Raw genomic sequence first — 12,873 nt, forward strand, 5'->3', positions numbered from 1 at the left:
AGAGTGTATGCGTCGGCCGCAAGGTGTCGTACGGTCGGGCGCATGGCACACCCCGCATCTCAGCCCCACTCCCACCCCCACGCCCCGGCCCCGCACGGCACCGGCCACCACCCTCACGCCCACGCCCACGCCCGCGGAGAAGGCGACGCCGCGCACGGCGCCGGAGCGCAGCACAGCCTCGCCGAGATACTCGACCTCGACGCCGCCCTTTTCGCCTCCCACCTCACCGCCGTCACCGGCCGGGTCGCATGCCTTGCCGGGAGCGACGTCACGCACATCGTCGACCTCGGCGCGGGCACCGGAACCGGTACGTTCGCGCTCCTGGAGCAGTTCCCCACGGCCCGGGTGACCGCCGTCGACAGCTCGGCCGAGATGCTGGCCCGGCTCAGCGAGGCCGCCCGCGCGCGGGGCCTTGGCGACCGCGTGGACACCCTGCGGGCGGACGCCGGTGCGGGCCTGCCCGGCATCACGGACGCGGACCTCGTCTGGGCCTCGGCCTCGCTGCACCACCTGGACGATCCCGCAGCGGCCCTCGCCGGGATCCGCACCGCGCTGCGCCCCGGCGGCCTGCTGGCCGTCGCAGAACTGGACGGCATGCCGCGCTTCTTGCCCGCCGACGCCGTACCGGACCGTCCCGGCCTGGAGGCCCGCTGCCGCGAGGCCCTGGACGCACTCCACGCCGAGCGAGTGCCGCACCTGGGTGCCGACTGGGGTGCGTTGCTCACGGCGGCCGGCCTCGCCGTCGAGCAGGAGCGCACCGAGCAGTTGGAGCTGCGCGCGCCCTTGCCGGACGGCGCAGGCCGTTACGCGTACCTGGCCCTCGGCGGTATCCGCGGCGCGCTCGAAGGCCGGATCGACCCCGGGGACCTGGCCGCGTTCGACGCGCTTCTCGACGGTGGCCCCCAGGACGTACGGCACCGCGACGATCTCGTGGTGCGCTCCACGCGTCAGCTCTGGGTGGCCCGCCGCCCCGGTCAGTAGGCGTCCGTCAGTGCGCGATCGAGTCGATGAGCTCGCGCGCGCCCTGGCGCAGCAGCGTCACCGCCACGGACGTGCCGAGCGTCGCCGGGTCGAGCCGTCCGGCCCACTCGTGGGCGTTCAGGACCGTCTTGCCGTCAGGGGTGAACACGCTGGCCCGCAGCGACAGGTCGCCGCTCGGCTCGCAGCGGGCGTACCCGGCGATGGGGGAGTTGCAGTGCCCCTGCAGGACGTGCAGGAACATCCGCTCGGCGGTCGCCTCCCGCCAGGCGTCGGGGTCACCGAGGCCGGACACGACGTCGATCGTCTCCGTGTCCTCCTCGCGGCACTGGAGTGCCAGGATCCCGGCGCCGATCGGCGGGCACATCGTCTCCACCGAGAGGATCTCGGTCGCCACGTCCATCCGGTCGATGCGTTCGAGGCCGGACACGGCAAGGAGCAGCGCGTCCGCGTCGCCCGCGGCCAGCTTCTCCATCCGGCGGCCGGCGTTCCCGCGCATCGGCACGCACTCCAACTCCGGGTGGGAGGCGGCGAGTTGGGCGATGCGCCGTACGGAGGACGTGCCGATGCGGGTTCCCGCGGGCAGCTCGTCCAGGGTGAGCCCACCGGGGTGGATGAGGGCGTCACGGATGTCGTCCCGCTTGAGGAACGCCGCGAAGGTGGTGCCCGCGGGCAGCGGCCGGTCCGCGGGGACGTCCTTGACGCAGTGCACCGCGAGGTCCGCCTCACCGGCGAGCAGCGATGCGTCGACCTCCTTCGTGAACGCGCCCTTGCCGCCGAGCTTCGCGAGGTCCCCCATCCAGCGGTCACCGGACGTCGTGACCGGCACGACTTCGGTGCGGATCCCGGGGTGCAGCGCGGCCAGTTCGGCGCGGACGCGCTCCACCTGGGCGAGCGCCATGGGCGAGGAACGGGAGACGATGCGGATCAGCTCAGGAGCGGACATGCGCACCACGATAGGCCCTCCCAACAGCCGCCGGGACAAGGGCCGGTCACCTCGCTGCCGGTTCGAGGGCGGGGCCGACGGCGGCGGAACTCCCGCCGAGCTCGGCATGCGCCGCGCCCCTGGGCCTCATAGCGTGAGAAGCAGCCTGCGCCCGGCGCCAGGCCGTCGTGCCGTCCGCGGCGTCAGTCACCTGGGAGGTCCCATGTCCGCCCCCGCCGGTCACCAGCGGTCCCCCGTCGTCCTGGAACCGATGGCGCCCACCCATTTGGTCGACGTCCTCGCCCTCGGCCGGGAGTTGTACGACACCACGGTGAAGCCGTACACGTCCTGGTCGCTCTCGGCCATCGCCGGGCACATGGACGCCGACGCCTCCGCCTGCTGGGTGGCGCTCGACGGTGAGCGTCTCGCCGGGTTCGTCCTCGGCTCGATGGGCTTCGACCAGCGCGCGGACTGGGGGAACCTGGAGTGGATCGCCAGCGCGCCGGACTATCAGGGGCAGGGCGTCGCCAGCCATCTCGTGCAGGCCTGTTGCGCGACGCTGACTGCCGCCGGTGCCACCGCTGTCGTGACCGATGTCGCTGTACGCAACACCGCGTCCGCCGCCCTCATGCGGCGCAACGGCTTCAAGGAGAGCGTGACGGTCACCCTCTTCGTGCGCGAGGTGGAAGCTCCGATCTGATCCGCGCCCGCTTGGTCGCCGACCCTCACCCCGCGCAGTCCTTCCCCGGCTCCAACGGCGGTGCGCCGACCCCGAGATGGGACTTGCACCGCGGTGTGTTCCCCGGTTCCTCGTGCCAGGCGGCGGGGCTCGGGCGGATGAAGACCGCCGCTGCCGCCGCCGCGAGGACGAACAGGCCCGCGCAGCCCACGGCCGACTTGCCGAACGCGGTGTCGAGCGCGTCGGGATCCGCGTACGCCGTGCCGGACAGGCCGACCGCGAGCGGCAGCGCGGCCACGACGAGCATCTGCGCGACCCGTGCCGCGGTGTTGTTCACGCCGCTGGCCAGGCCCGCGCGCCCGGCGTCCACCGAGGCGAGGACGGTCGCGGTGAGCGGGGCGACGAAGACGCTCATTCCCAGGCCGAGGACGACGACGGCGGGCAGGACGGAGGTGACGTACGAGGCGCCCGGCTCGATCCTCAGCATCAGCAGCGCCCCGGCGGCCGCGATGAGCGGGCCCGCGACCAGCGGCAGCGTGGGGCCGACCCGTCGCGAGAGATCACCGGCGGCCGCCGAGAGCAGCAGCATCAGGACGGTGATGGGCAGTGTCGCCGTGCCCGCCTCCAGGGCGTCGTAGCCGAGCGTCGTCTGCAACTGCACCGGCAGCATGAACAGGAGCCCGCCGATGGCCGCGTACAGACAGAGCGTCATGACGTTCGCCGCGCTGAACAGGCGGGAGCGGAACAGCGAGAGCGGCAGCATGGGGTCCTTGCGGCGGTGCTCGACCAGGACGAAGACGACACCCGCCACCAGGCCGAGCAGGCCCGGCAGGACGGCCGCCGCCGAGGAGTCTCCCGACGCCCCGATCAGCGAGAAGCTGATGCCCGCGAGGAACAGCGCGGCCAGGCACGCCCCCGTCACGTCGAACGGCTTGTCCGCGGCGCCCTCGGCGCGGCTCTCGGGGACATGGCGTGCCGCGATGAGCACGAGCGCGGCCAGCGGCACATTGATCAGGAAGATCCAGCGCCAGCCAGGACCGTCGATCAGCCAGCCGCCCAGGAACGGCCCGATGGCCCCCGCGACGCCGCCGAGCCCCGACCACGCGCCCACCGCGCGTGCCTGGTCCTGCGGGCGGAACGACGTACGCACCAGTGCCAGCGAGCCCGGAGTGAGCAGTGCTCCGCCGATGCCCTGGAGCGCGCGGGCGGCGATGAGCATCCCGGCGTTCTGCGCCAGCCCGCACAGCGCGGATGCGAGGGCGAACCACACGATGCCGATGACCAGGGTGCGCCGCCGGCCGATGCGGTCGCCGAGCGCGCCGCCCAGGAGCAGCAGCGAGGAGAGAGTGAGCATGTAGGCGTTGACGACCCACTGCAGCGAGGCGATCGAGGTGTCGAGGTCGCGGCCGAGGGTGGGCAGGGCGACATTGACCACCGTGCCGTCGAGCATCGCCATGCCCGATGCGAGTACGGCGCAGGCGAGCACCCAGCGGCCCCGCGGCGACGCCAGTGCGACACCGCCGTCGGCACTATCTGTCGCCGAAGCCTCCGATGTGGACGCCATCGCCTCGCCCTCCTCCTACATGTGCACCGCGCCGCTGCTCGTCTCCGCGTGGACGGGAGCTCCGCGGCGGCAGAGCACGACCGTAACGACGAGGCCGACGGCGAAGAAGAGAGCCGACCACCAGTACGCGGTCGAGTAGCTCTCCATCGCCGACTGGGCCTGCACTTGAGGCGTTGGGTCGAACCGCCCACCTGCTGGCTGGTGTTGACCATCGCCGATGCGACACCCGCGTCGTGTGCCGCGACGCCGGCGGTGGCCATGCTCATCGCAGGGGCGAAGACCAGGCCGAGGCCGAGGCCGAGACCGGCGACGAGCAGCGGCGGAAGGACGTGCGCGCCGTATCCGTCGAAGGGTTCCGGCATGGGCGAGCGGTCCATCGGTGGCCTCCAGACGCCCCCGTCACACAAGACACCTCCGTCACACGGTAGGCGTGCGTCACACGGTAGGCGTGCTGGTGCGGGCCCGCGACCTGGGCGGACGGCTGTGGTGGCCGGGCCTGCCCGGCCGCCGCAGCCGCTGTTCCCCTCAGCTCTTCGGCTGTTTCTCTCAGCTCTTCGGCTCGCTGATGTTGACCATCCAGGGGATGCCGAACCGGTCCGTACACATGCCGAACACGTCGCCCCACATCTGCTTCTCCATCGGCACGGCCACCGTGCCGCCGGCGGACAGCTTCTCCCAGTAGCCGCGCAGCTCGGCTTCGTCGTCGCCGCTGAGGCTCACCGAGAAGTTGGTGCCCGTGGAGTGCTGCATGCCGGGCGGGGTGTCGGAGGCCATCAGAGTGAAGCCATTGGGTGCCTCGAGCAGCGCGTGCATGATCTTGTCGGCGTGCGGGGTGCCCTGCTGGCCTGACTCGCCGAAGGTGTTGAGGGCGAGCTCGCCGCCGAAGACCTCCTTGTAGAACTCCATCGCCTGCCGGGCATCGCCGTCGAAGCTGATGTACGGGTTGAGGCGCGAGACCATGAAAACCTCCCAGAACGGGTGAACGGTCAGTTGCGCGGAGAGTAGCGCGGCGCACTGACAACGGCCCGTCGGGACAAATCTGGTCCGTCATTCAACCGGGCCTCTTGTGTGCGGACTGTATGCGAAATACGTTCTGCGGTATTCCTTGATCGTCCGCGATCAGCCCGGAACCACCCTGGCGGAGGTACCCACCGTGCGCCGAAAAGCGGTTGCCCTTGCGGCAGTTGCCCTGGTGATGTCCCTGACGGCGGGCTGCGGCTCCTTGCAGTCCTCGGCCACCGAGGTCGGCGGCGAGCGCATGACCGACGACCGTCCTGTGCGGGACGGCGGCACCCTCACCGTCGCCCTCAACGCCGACCCGGACAAGCTCGATCCGACCCTCGCGCAGACCCTCGTGGGCCGCACCGTCTTCGCCGGAATGTGCGAGAAGCTCTACGACATCGACGAGCACGGGACCGTGATCCCCCAGCTCGCAACCGCCCTGCCCAAGACGTCGAAGGACGGCCGCACCGTCACCTTCGCCCTGCGCAAGGGCCTGAAGTTCAGCGACGGCACGCGCCTCGACGCGGCCGCCGCCGTCACCTCACTGTTGCGGCACCGCGACCTCGCGGGCTCGGCGCGCGCCACCGAACTCGCCCCGCTGGCACAGGCGGAGGCGACCGGGACGTACGCGGTGAAGCTCACGCTCAAGCAGGCCTACGTCCCCCTCGCGGCCGTCCTCGCGGACCGTTCCGGCATGGTGATGTCGCCCACCGCAGTCAAGAAGTACGGCAAGAACTTCACCAACCACCCTTCCTGCGTCGGCCCGTTCAAGTACGTCGAGCGCGTCGGCGGTGACCGCATCGTGCTCGCCAAGGACCCGAACTACTACGCGGCCGACCGGGTCCACCTCGACAAGGTGATCTACAAGCCGATACCCGACGGCAATGTCCGCCTGGCCAATCTGCGGTCCGGCGACATCCAGGTCGGCGACCAGATGACACCCGTCGACGTACGCAGCGCGCTGACCGAGCCCGGCCTCCAGCTCTTCAACTCGCCCTCGCTCGGCTACCAGGGCATCGGCCTCTGTCCGTGAGGCGTTCGAGCTCGCCATCGACCGCGAGCTGCTCAACAAGGTCGTCTTCCAGGGCATGTACGAACCCGCCTGCGGCCCCGTCTCGCCCGAGTCCGCCATCGCGCCCGGCGTCAAGGCGTCCGCCTGCCCCGAGCGTGACGTCGCCAAGGCCAAGCGGCTTCTGGACGAGGCCGGGGTGAAGACCCCGGTCCGCATCGAGTTGAAGGTGTCCACGACGCCCGAGCACAGCCGCCTCGGACAGGTCTTGCAGGCCATGACCAAGGAAGCGGGTTTCGCGGTCACGCTGCGCCCCACCGAGTACGCCACGATGCTGGAAGAGACCGACTCCGGGGACTACGACGCCTTCACCAGCGGCTGGTCGGGACGGCTCGACCCGGACGGCAACATCGCCGGCTTCCTGCAGACACGCGGCGCGATGAACGCCTACGGGCTCTCCGACCCGGCCATCGACCGGCTGGTCGAACGCGGCCGCGCCGAACCCGACCCGGTCGAACGCGCCCGGATATACGCGGAGTTGACCGAGCTCGCCAATGAGCGGCGCGGGCTCATCTACCTCTACCGGCAGAAGAACTACGTCGTCACCCGCAAGGACGTCGCGGGCGTCCGCGTCTACGGAGACGGCCTGGTCCGCGTCACGACTGCGGGGTACACCCGATGAGCCTGATCCCCCTGCGCCCGGGAACCGCCCGCCCGAGGCCGGTGCGCCTGAGCCCCATGACGGCCTATCTGGTCACCCGGATCCGCCAGTCCCTCATCACACTCGTCCTGGTCAGCATGGTCGTCTTCGCCGGCATCCGAGCGCTGCCCGGCGACCCCGCGCTCGCGCTCGCCGGTGAGGAGCGCAGCCCCAAGGCGCTCGCCGCGATCCGGGAGAGCTACGGCCTCGACGACAACATCGTCGTCCAGTACGGGCGGTTCATCGGACACGCCGTCACCGGCGACCTCGGGACCTCATCGCGCACCGGCCTGCCCGTCGCCGACGCGATCACCGCGGCGCTGCCCATCACCCTCGAACTGGCCGCGCTCTCCCTGCTGTTGGCGGTCACGCTCGGCATCGGGGCGGGCATCGTCGCCGCCGTGCGGCGCGGCAGGCCCGAGGAGTGGCTCGCCAACGCCCTTGCCCTGCTTGGGCTCTCCGTCCCCACCTTCTGGCTCGGCATCGTCCTCGTCCTCGGATTCGCCATCGCCCTGCCGGTCTTCTCCGCCTCCGGATACGTGCCGTTCGGCACCGATCCGCTCGACAACCTGCGCCGCATGGTGCTGCCCGCGATCGTCCTCGGCTCCGGCCTTGCGGCGGTCGTGATGCGCCAGACGCGGGCGGCGATGCTCGACTCGCTCTCCGCCGACTACGTACGCACCGCACGGGCCAAGGGCCTGTCCCGGCGCGAGGTCATCGGCGGGCACGCGTTGCGGAACTCCCTGGTCACCGTGGTGACCGTGCTCGGTCTCCAGCTCGGCCATCTCATCTCGGGCGCCGTCGTCACCGAGCAGATCTTCGTCCTGCCCGGCTTCGGCAAGCTCACCATCGACGCTGTCTTCACCCGCGACTACGCGACCCTGCAAGGCGTGGTGCTCTGCACATCCGCCGCGTACATCCTCATCAACCTGCTGGTCGACGTGGCGTATTCGGTCATCGACCCGCGCATCCGGCTCGGAGGTGCCCGGTGACGACAGCGGTACTCACCACGCTCGGGCGGATACGTTCCGCGAGCGCGCGCAGCGGCAAACTGCGCGCCCTGCGCAAGAACCGGCTCGCCATGACCGGTGGCGTCATCGCCGCCGTGTTCGTTCTCGCGGCGCTCTTCGCGCCGCTGGTCGCGCCGTACGATCCCGCGCGCCCCGACTTCGCGGGCGCCCTTGCAGCGCCCGGCTGGTCGCACTGGCTCGGCACCGACGACCTCGGCCGCGACCAGCTCTCCCGCGTCGTGTACGGGGCGCGGGCGTCGATGCAGGTGGGCGTGTTGGCGGTGGCGCTCGCGTTCGTCGTCGGCGTGCCGCTGGGGCTGCTCGCGGGCTACTACGGCACGTTCACCGACAGCGTGGTCTCGCGGCTCACCGACACGATGCTGGCCTTCCCCTTCCTGGTGCTCGCCGTCGGGCTCGCCGCGGTGCTCGGCCCCTCGCTCACCAACGCGACCATCGCGATCGGCATCTCGCAGATCCCGGCCGTCATCCGCATCACCCGCGCCGAGACGCTGCGGCTGCGCCACGTCGACTACGTGGCGGCCGCCGTGGCCAACGGAGGCGGCGACGCCACCGTGCTCCTCCGGCACATCCTGCCGGGCGCCACCTCCGCGCTGACCGTCCAGGCGACCGTCGGCATCCCCGCCGCGATCACCGGCGAGGCGCTGCTCAGCTTCCTGGGCCTCGGCGTGCAGCCACCGGACGCCTCGCTCGGTGTGATGCTCTCCGGCGCCCAGTCCTTCCTCGCGCCCGCGCCGTGGATGGCGGTCTTTCCCGGACTCGCCGTCGTCGCGGCCACGTTGGCGTTCAACCTGCTCGGCGACGGCCTGCGGGACGTCCTCGACCCCCGAGGAGCCACCCGATGAGCAAGCCTGTACTGAGCGTGCGCGACCTGTCGGTCTCCTTCCGCTCCGACACGCGCACCGTGCATGCCGTCGACCATCTCTCGTACGACGTCGCACCGGGCGAAGTACTCGCGGTGGTCGGCGAGTCGGGGTGTGGCAAGTCCGTCACCGCGATGGCCGTGATGGGACTCCTGCCGCCCACCGCGTACATCGAAGGCTCGATCCGGCTCGGCGGCGCAGAGATCGCGGGAGCGAGCGAGAAGGAGCTCGGGCGGGTCCGCGGCAAGGACATCGCGATGATCTTCCAGGAACCGATGACCTCCCTGAACCCGGTCCTGACCATCGGCCGGCAGATCGGCGAGGTGCTCCGGCGCCACCAGGGCCTGTCGAAGAAGGAGGCACGCCCGCGCGTCGTCGAACTCCTCGACCTGGTGGGCATCCCGGCCCCCGCCCAGCGCGTCGACGAATACCCGCACCAGCTCAGCGGCGGCATGCGGCAACGCGTCATGATCGCCATCGCGGTCGCCTGCGATCCGTCCGTCCTGATCGCCGACGAGCCGACCACCGCCCTCGACGTCACTGTCCAGGCGGGCATCCTCGAAGTCCTGCGGTCCCTGCGGGAACGGCTCGGCACCGCGATCGTGCTCATCACCCACGACCTGGGCGTGGTGGCCGACACCGCCGACCGGGTCCTGGTCATGTACGCGGGCCGCCCCGTCGAACAGGCCCCGGTGGACGAGCTGTTCGCCGAACCGCGCCACCCGTACACGCGCGGCCTCCTTGGCGCGGTCCTTCGCCCGGGCGGTGAGGGCAAGCGGCGCCTGCCCGAGATACCCGGCCTGGTGCCGAGCCTCGACGCACAGCCCGACGCCTGCACCTTCGCCCCGCGCTGTGCGCACGCCGACGACCAGTGCACGACGGGCAGGCCCGCCTTCAAGGCGGTCTCCCTGCACGCCGGAGCCGATGCCGCGCACCGGGCGGCGTGCTGGCACCCGCAGGACGCCCCCGCGCTCACGCCCACCACCCAGGAGGCCGGCCAGTGATCCCCACCCAGAAGCGCGAGAGTGACGCGGCGCCGGTGCTCGAACTGCTTGGCCTGGAGCGGCACTTCGCGGGACCGGGCGGAGTCGTGCGCGCCGCCGACGGCGTCACGCTCACCGTCGGCAAGGGCGAAGTCGTAGGACTCGTAGGGGAGTCGGGCAGTGGAAAGTCGACGGTGGGCCGGTGTGCCGTACGCCTCGACGAACCCACCGGCGGAACCGTCCGCATCAACGGCACCGACGTGACCCGCCTCTCGCGCCGCGCCCTGCGGCCCCTGCGCAAGGACTTCCACCTCGTCTTCCAGGACCCCTCCTCCTCGCTCGACCCCCGCATGACCGTCGGCCAGATCATCGCCGAACCCCTGCGCCTGCACGGCATCGCCAAGGGAGACGCGGCACGCGCGCGGGTCGCCGAACTCCTCGGCCAGGTCGGCCTGCGCCCCGAGCACGCGGACCGGCATCCGCACGAACTCTCCGGCGGGCAGCGGCAACGCATCTCCATCGCCCGCGCGCTCTCCGTCGGCCCCGACCTCCTGGTGGCCGACGAACCCACCTCCGCCCTCGACGTCTCCGTCCAGGCCTCCGTCCTCAACCTCCTCGCCGATCTCCAGCGGGACCGCGGCTTCGGGTGCCTGTTCATCACGCACGACCTGGCCGCCGTGGAGTTCCTCGCCGACCGCATCGCGGTCATGTATCTCGGCCAGATCGTCGAACAGGCGCCGACCGTCGAACTGTTCGCCGACCCCAAGCACCCCTACACGCAGGCGCTGCTCTCCGCCGCGCCCGTCCCCGACCCGGCCGTGCAGCGAACCCGCGAGCGCATCGTCCTCAGCGGTGAACTGCCGAGCCCGCTCACCCCACCACCGGGCTGCCGCTTCCACACGCGCTGCCCGCTCGCCGTCGACCGCTGCCGTGTCGAGGCGCCCGAACTGCGCGAACTCCCCGGCGGTGGCCCGCGCCAGGTTTCCTGCCATCTCGTCGCCGACGACGGCACGGCTCCGGACGCGGCCGCCGCCCAGACCCTCCGTACGATCCCCAGTACCCGCACCGCACGCTAGGAGCAGCCCCCTTGTTCACCACCCGGCCGACCCTCCAAGGCACCTTCGGCATGGTGTCCTCCACCCACTGGCTCGCCTCCCAGTCCGCGATGGCCGTCCTGGAGGACGGCGGCAACGCCTACGACGCCGCGGTCGCCGCGGGCTTCGTCCTGCACGTCGTCGAACCGCACCTCAACGGCCCGGCGGGCGAGGTGCCGATCATCCTGGCGCCCGCCGGGGGAGAGGTGCGGGTGCTGTGCGGGCAGGGCGTCGCACCCGCAGGAGCGACCGTCGCCCACTACCGATCCCTCGGCCTCGAACTCGTGCCGGGCACCGGTCCGCTCGCGGCCGCAGTGCCGGGTGCCTTCGACGCGTGGATGGTGCTCCTGCGCGACCACGGCACCAAGTCCCTCGCCGATGTCCTCAAGTACGCGATCGGGTACGCCGATGACGGGCACGCACCCGTGGAGCGCGTCGGCGAGACCGTCGAGACGGTGCGCGAACTCTTCGAGACCGAGTGGACCTCGTCCGCCGAGGTCTACCTGCCCGGCGGCCAGGCCCCCCGCCCCGGCGAACTCCTGCGCAACCCCGCGCTCGCCGCGACGTGGCGCCGCCTGATCGAGGAGGCGGGCGACGGCTCGCGCACCGAGCAGATCGAGGCCGCGCGGAAGATCTGGAGCGAAGGGTTCATCGGCCGGGCGCTGATCCGCCAGGCGGCCCGCCCCACGATGGACACCAGCGGATCCCGGCACACCGGAACGCTGACGGCCGCCGACCTCGCCGGCTGGGAAGCGACGTACGAGGCCCCGGCGACGTACGACTGGAACGGCTGGACGCTGTGCAAGGCGGGCGGCTGGAGCCAAGGCCCGGCCTTCCTCCAGCAGTTGGCCCTGCTCCCCTCCGAGCCGGCGGACCTGCCCGCGTACGGCTCGGCCGATTACGTGCATCTGCTGATCGAAGGCTGCAAGCTCGCCATGGCCGACCGCGAGGCCTGGTACGGCGACGCGGACGGCCCCGACACGGTCCCGGTCGCCGATCTGCTGTCCGCCGCGTACAACGAGGAGCGGCGGACGCTCATCGGCGACAAGGCATCGCACGAACTGCGCCCCGGAAGCCCCGGCGGGCGCACCGCGAAGATCTCCGCCCACGCGCGCGCCGTGGCCGCGGGGGAGCCGGGATTCGACGCGCTCGGCCTTTCCGGAGCGGGCGCCGGTGAGCCGACCGTCGCCTCGCCCCTGCAAGGTGAACCGGACGTCTCGGCGGACGGCGCCACCCGCGGCGACACCTGCCACCTGGACATCGTCGACCGCTGGGGCAACATGGTCGCGGCCACGCCGAGCGGCGGCTGGCTGCAGTCCAACCCGGTCGTCCCCGAACTGGGCTTCCCGCTCGGCACCCGCCTCCAGATGGCGTGGCTGGAGGAGGACCTCCCCAACTCCCTCACGCCGGGCCGCCGTCCGCGCACCACTCTCACCCCGTCCCTCGCACTCAAGGACGGCGTACCGGTGATGGCCTTCGGCACGCCGGGCGGCGACCAGCAGGACCAGTGGCAGGTGCACTTCTTCCTGGCGGTGGCGCTGCGCGACGCCGTACGCGGCGGCCTCGACCTGCAGGGCGCCATCGACGCCCCCAACTGGCACAACGACAGCTTCCCCGGCTCCTTCTACCCGCGCGGCATGCGCCCGGGAAGCGTCACGGTCGAGTCCCGCATGGACGACGCGGTCATCGAGGAGCTGCGGCGGCGCGGGCACGACGTGACGGTCGGCGAGCCCTGGTCGGAAGGGCGGCTGTGCGCGGTGGCACGGGATCCGAGGACCGGGATACTCTCGGCGGCGGCCAACGCGCGGGGGATGCAGGGGTACGCCGTGGGGCGGTAAGAACCCCAAGAGCGCCCGAAGAGCGCCCCGAAGGGGCGCGGGGAACTGCGCGAGGACGGACCACGATCCGCGGTCGGCAACGGCGCACATCTGGCAGACGCCGATCCGAGGATCCCTGCGTCGACACCGCCGACGGCCCCGCCCGCGTCGAGACCACCGTGTTCCCCGTCCGCTGGCAGGACTTCGCGGACGGCACGGTCGAGCGGGTGC

Annotated in this window: 10 protein-coding genes and 2 pseudogenes; 8 read left to right on the forward strand and 4 right to left on the reverse strand. The window is 71.8% G+C overall.

All coding sequences use genetic code 11. From position 1 onward, the window contains the following. Nucleotides 1-42: 42 nt before the first annotated feature. Complete coding sequence (locus AB0O76_RS28375) at nt 43-981, forward strand: class I SAM-dependent methyltransferase (RefSeq protein ID WP_365496707.1); 939 nt, start codon at nt 43-45, stop codon at nt 979-981. Between the two features lie 7 nt (nt 982-988). On the opposite strand, the gene hemC is transcribed toward AB0O76_RS28375, so the two are convergent. Next, entirely contained in the window at nt 989-1,924 is a 936-nt protein-coding gene (hemC, locus tag AB0O76_RS28380; protein WP_365496711.1) for a hydroxymethylbilane synthase, read from the reverse strand. Between the two features lie 202 nt (nt 1,925-2,126). Between hemC and AB0O76_RS28385 the strand changes: the two genes are divergently transcribed. Next, nucleotides 2,127-2,603 (forward strand): GNAT family N-acetyltransferase, encoded by a 477-nt coding sequence (locus tag AB0O76_RS28385; RefSeq protein WP_365496713.1) that lies wholly within the window; start codon nt 2,127-2,129, stop codon nt 2,601-2,603. 25 nt (nt 2,604-2,628) lie between these two features. On the opposite strand, the gene AB0O76_RS28390 is transcribed toward AB0O76_RS28385, so the two are convergent. The 3 genes and pseudogenes from AB0O76_RS28390 to AB0O76_RS28400 all read right to left on the reverse strand — a co-directional run bounded on the left by AB0O76_RS28390 (nt 2,629) and on the right by AB0O76_RS28400 (nt 5,106). Next, nucleotides 2,629-4,146 (reverse strand): MFS transporter, encoded by a 1,518-nt coding sequence (locus tag AB0O76_RS28390; RefSeq protein WP_365496715.1) that lies wholly within the window; start codon nt 4,144-4,146, stop codon nt 2,629-2,631. Nucleotides 4,147-4,161: 15 nt separating this feature from the next. Next, nucleotides 4,162-4,487: pseudogene (locus AB0O76_RS28395) on the reverse strand (MFS transporter); the annotation flags it as partial. 205 nt (nt 4,488-4,692) lie between these two features. Further along, nucleotides 4,693-5,106, reverse strand: a complete 414-nt coding sequence (locus tag AB0O76_RS28400) for a VOC family protein (RefSeq protein ID WP_365496717.1) — start codon at nt 5,104-5,106, stop codon at nt 4,693-4,695. Nucleotides 5,107-5,524: 418 nt separating this feature from the next. Between AB0O76_RS28400 and AB0O76_RS28405 the strand changes: the two are divergent. The 6 genes and pseudogenes from AB0O76_RS28405 to AB0O76_RS28430 all read left to right on the forward strand — a co-directional run bounded on the left by AB0O76_RS28405 (nt 5,525) and on the right by AB0O76_RS28430 (nt 12,663). Further along, nucleotides 5,525-6,839 (forward strand): annotated as a pseudogene (locus AB0O76_RS28405) (ABC transporter substrate-binding protein). Between the two features lie 56 nt (nt 6,840-6,895). Then, entirely contained in the window at nt 6,896-7,849 is a 954-nt protein-coding gene (locus tag AB0O76_RS28410; RefSeq protein ID WP_365496743.1) for an ABC transporter permease, read from the forward strand. Further along, nucleotides 7,846-8,730: an ABC transporter permease gene (locus tag AB0O76_RS28415; RefSeq protein WP_365496719.1), complete on the forward strand. Its 885-nt coding sequence runs from the start codon at nt 7,846-7,848 to the stop codon at nt 8,728-8,730. The genes AB0O76_RS28410 and AB0O76_RS28415 overlap by 4 nt, the downstream gene beginning before the upstream one ends. Further along, on the forward strand, nt 8,727-9,752 hold the full coding sequence (locus tag AB0O76_RS28420) for an ABC transporter ATP-binding protein (RefSeq protein WP_365496721.1): 1,026 nt from the start codon (nt 8,727-8,729) through the stop codon (nt 9,750-9,752). The genes AB0O76_RS28415 and AB0O76_RS28420 overlap by 4 nt, the downstream gene beginning before the upstream one ends. Further along, nucleotides 9,749-10,807 carry an oligopeptide/dipeptide ABC transporter ATP-binding protein gene (locus AB0O76_RS28425; RefSeq protein ID WP_365496723.1) on the forward strand — a complete coding sequence of 353 codons (1,059 nt, stop codon included), beginning with the start codon at nt 9,749-9,751 and terminating at the stop codon, nt 10,805-10,807. The genes AB0O76_RS28420 and AB0O76_RS28425 overlap by 4 nt, the downstream gene beginning before the upstream one ends. Nucleotides 10,808-10,818: 11 nt before the next feature. Next, the gene (locus AB0O76_RS28430) at nt 10,819-12,663 is read left to right on the forward strand and encodes a gamma-glutamyltransferase (RefSeq protein ID WP_365496725.1); all 1,845 of its coding nucleotides are present in this window, start codon (nt 10,819-10,821) and stop codon (nt 12,661-12,663) included. Nucleotides 12,664-12,873 lie beyond the last annotated feature (210 nt).

The sequence above is a fragment of the Streptomyces sp. NPDC086554 genome (genome assembly GCF_040686095.1).
Classification (GTDB): Bacteria; Actinomycetota; Actinomycetes; order Streptomycetales; family Streptomycetaceae; genus Streptomyces.